Annotated in this window: 2 protein-coding genes and 2 pseudogenes; 2 read left to right on the plus strand and 2 right to left on the minus strand. The window is 67.3% G+C overall.

Features of this window, described 5'->3' with window-relative positions; genetic code table 11:
- Positions 1-28: 28 nt before the first annotated feature.
- Positions 29-244, plus strand: a pseudogene (locus tag ACT3UL_RS19175) (integrase core domain-containing protein); the annotation flags it as partial.
- A 100-nt stretch (positions 245-344) separates the two neighbouring features.
- On the opposite strand, the pseudogene ACT3UL_RS19180 reads toward ACT3UL_RS19175, so the two are convergent.
- Positions 345-749 (minus strand): annotated as a pseudogene (locus tag ACT3UL_RS19180) (IS30 family transposase); the annotation flags it as partial.
- A 119-nt stretch (positions 750-868) separates the two neighbouring features.
- On the opposite strand from ACT3UL_RS19180, the gene ACT3UL_RS19185 reads away from it, so the two are divergent.
- On the plus strand, positions 869-2,116 hold the full coding sequence (locus ACT3UL_RS19185) for an IS256 family transposase (protein ID WP_444579996.1): 1,248 nt from the start codon (positions 869-871) through the stop codon (positions 2,114-2,116).
- A 33-nt stretch (positions 2,117-2,149) separates the two neighbouring features.
- On the opposite strand, the gene ACT3UL_RS19190 is transcribed toward ACT3UL_RS19185, so the two are convergent.
- A partial coding sequence (locus tag ACT3UL_RS19190) for an IS30 family transposase (protein ID WP_443417127.1) occupies positions 2,150-2,771 on the minus strand: 622 nt, incomplete at its 5' end.

Below are 2,771 nucleotides of genomic sequence, written 5' to 3' on the forward strand. Positions count from 1 at the left end.
GTATCGAGCGATCCGCTACGGACAGGCACTGGCCGAGCAGGACGCCGTCGCCTCGGTCGGATCACGCGGGGACTCCTACGACAATGCCCTGGCCGAGGCTCTGAACTCGCTGTTCAAAGCCGAAGTCATCCGGAACCTTGGACCCTGGCGCGGCATCGACGACGTCGAGATCGCGACCGCTGAGTGGGTCCACTGGTTCAACACCTTCCGACCGCATCTCTCCCTCGGCGGCCTCACCCCGCAGGCCTTCCGCGCCACCCATCAGGACCCCGCCACCAACGTCCCTGACCCGGTCCTCGAGACCCTCAACGCCAGATCACCGACCCTCCATCAAAACCGGGGCTTGACAGGGGGTCTGCGAAGTAGACCGGCATGTCCGTGGCCAGCGAAACCTTCGCGTGGTGCGCCATCTCGCTGCCCTGGTCCCAGGCCAGCGACGCCTTCATCATCCGGGGCAGCTCGGTGAAGTACTCGATCACCGCATCCGCGGTGCCCTCGGCGTGTTTGGAGGGCAGGGCCAGCAGCCCGGTGAACCCGCTCATCCGCTCCACCAGCGTCGCCGCGCACGAGGACCCGTTCTTCCCGATGATCAGGTCGCCCTCCCAGTGCCCGGGCACCCGCCGCTCCGCGGCGTCCTCACCCCGCTCCGCGAGCGACACCATCCCCACGATTGGGCCACCCCTGGTCCGGCCAGTGGTGCGGGGCCGGCGCTTGGTCCGCTTGGACTGCAAGAAGATCCCACGCTTCGCAGTTGAGTCCCGCATAGTGGTGTAGCGCGGTGGCCTCGTGATCGTCCCGGACGAGGACGCGGTCACCGTGTGATCCTTCGAGTGAACCTCTCACAGCACTCTCGAACGGAGTCATCACGATGACCGCTCCTCATATTGTCGACCCTCACGGCCTGCTCGGCGAAGCCCTGGCCGACGCCTCCCCGGATCTGATGCGCACGATGCTGCAAAGGATCATCAACGAGCTTCTTTCCGCGGACGCCGACGCGGTCGCCGGCGCTGAATACGGCCGGCCCAGCCCCGACCGCGCAACCCAGCGCAATGGTTACCGCCATCGCGACCTCGACACTCGGGTCGGCACGATCGACGTCGCCGTCCCCAAGTACCGCACCGGCACTTACTTCCCGGAGTGGCTGCTCGAGCGCCGCAAACGCGCCGAATCCGCCCTGATCACCGTGGTCGCGGACTGCTACCTCGCCGGGGTCTCCACCCGCCGCATGGACAAACTCGTCAAGACCCTCGGCATCAACTCCCTCTCGAAGTCACAGGTCAGCCGCATGGCGGCCGATCTCGACGAGCACGTCGAGCAGTTCCGTCACCGGCCCCTGGATGCTGCGGGCCCCTTCGCGTTCGTCGCCGCAGACGCGCTGACGATGAAAGTCCGTGAAGGCGGGCGGGTGATCAACGCGGTCGTCCTGGTCGCGACCGGAGTCAACGGCGACGGGCACCGCGAGGTCCTCGGCATGCGAGTCGCCACCAGTGAAACCGGGGCCGCGTGGAGCAGCTTCTTCGCTGACCTGGTCGCCCGCGGCCTGGGTGGAGTCCGCCTGGTCACCTCCGATGCGCATGCCGGGTTGGTCGAGGCGATCGCCGCGCACCTGCCTGGAGCGTCCTGGCAACGCTGCCGCACCCACTACGCCGCGAACCTGATGAGCATCTGCCCGAAGTCCATGTGGCCTGCGGTGAAGGCGATGCTCCACAGCGTCTATGACCAGCCCGATGCTGCCGCGGTCACCGCCCAGTTCGAGCGACTGTTGGATTACGTGGGCGAGAAGCTGCCCGCCGTGGCCGAGCACCTCGACGCCGCTCGCGCTGATGTCCTCGCGTTCACCGGGTTCCCCAAGGATGTGTGGGTGCAGATCTGGTCGAACAACCCCGCCGAGCGCTTGAACCGGGAGATCCGCCGGCGCACCGACTCGGTGGGAATCTTCCCTACACGCGACGCGATCGTTCGCCTCGTCGGCGCGGTCCTGGCCGAGCAGACCGATGAATGGGCCGAAGGACGCCGCTACCTCGGCCTCGACGTCCTCGCCCGTTGCCGCCTGACCCTCACCACCAACCCGACGAACGAGGTGACTACCGAAGCCCTCCCCGCTCTGACAGCCTGACCTCTCTTATCGAAGGATCGCTACACGGTGGTGTCAAGGCGTCGAAGCAACATGGGGTTCGCCGGCAATGAGTCGAGCGAACGCTTCGGTGGGGGTGAGGAAGCCCAGTCGGCGGCGGGGCCGGTTGTTGATCTCCTCCGCGATGGTGGTGAGGTAGGGCTGGTGGTCCGGGATCACGGTGCCCTTGGGGAGATACTCCCGGTAGAGCCGGTTCGTGTTCTCGTTGGACGGCCGCTGCCAGGGCGAGTGGGGGTCGGCGAAGTAGACCGGCATGTCCGTGGCCAGGGAAACCTTCGCGTGCTGCGCCATCTCGGAGCCCTGATCCCACGCCAGCGAGGCCTGCATCATCCTGGGCAGCTCGGTGAAGTACTCGATGACCGCATCCGCGGTGCCCTCGGCATGTTTGGAGGGCAGGGCGAGCAGGCCGGTGAACCCGCTCATCCGCTCCACCAGGGTCGCGGCGCACGAGGACCCGTTCTTCCCGATGATCAAGTCGCCCTCCCAGTGCCCTGGCACCCGCCGCTGCGCGGCGTCCTCGCCCCGCTCCGCGAGCGACACCATCCCCACGATCGGGCCACCCCTGGTCCGGCCGATGGTGCGGGGCCGGCGCTTGGTCCGTTTGGACTGCAAGAAGATCCCACGCTTCGCGAGTTCT

The sequence above is a fragment of the Brachybacterium sp. 107 genome (assembly GCF_052379725.1).
Classification (GTDB): Bacteria; Actinomycetota; Actinomycetes; order Actinomycetales; family Dermabacteraceae; genus Brachybacterium.

Bases quoted from the DNA above. Each gene is read 5' to 3' on its own strand.
- ACT3UL_RS19185 (WP_444579996.1), top strand. From the start codon at position 869: ATGACCGCTCCTCATATTGTCGACCCTCACGGCCTGCTCGGCGAAGCC.